Source organism: Paraburkholderia sp. SIMBA_030 (assembly GCF_046535245.1).
Classification (GTDB): Bacteria; Pseudomonadota; Gammaproteobacteria; order Burkholderiales; family Burkholderiaceae; genus Paraburkholderia.
In genome coordinates this window covers 1-277 of the sequence record NZ_JAWRXB010000369.1, presented here as the reverse complement: position 1 = coordinate 277, position 277 = coordinate 1, and the positions used below count along the sequence as shown (strand labels likewise).

The window sequence follows — 277 nt, the reverse complement described above, 5'->3', positions numbered from 1 at the left end:
ATCAACTACCAGTCTGACGAGTCCGCCGCGCAAAGTGTGCTGGAGCAAGTCCGCGCACTGGGCGCCCAGGCCATTGCGGTGCGCGCTGATGTCAGCATCGAAGATGAAGTGATCGCCATGTTCCGCCGCGTGGACGCCGAACTGGGCCGGGTCACGGCACTGGTGAACAACGCCGGCACCGTCGGGCACAAGTCCCGGGTCGACGAAATGTCCGAGTTCCGCATTCTCAAAATTCTCAAGACCAACGTCCTGGCGCCGATCCTCTGCGCCAAGCACG

At 62.5% G+C, this 277-nt stretch carries 1 protein-coding gene; it reads left to right on the top strand.

Annotated elements, in window-relative coordinates; translation table 11 throughout:
• The coding region (locus tag SB772_RS40380; RefSeq protein ID WP_410838565.1) for an SDR family NAD(P)-dependent oxidoreductase at positions 1-277 on the top strand (277 nt) is incomplete at both ends.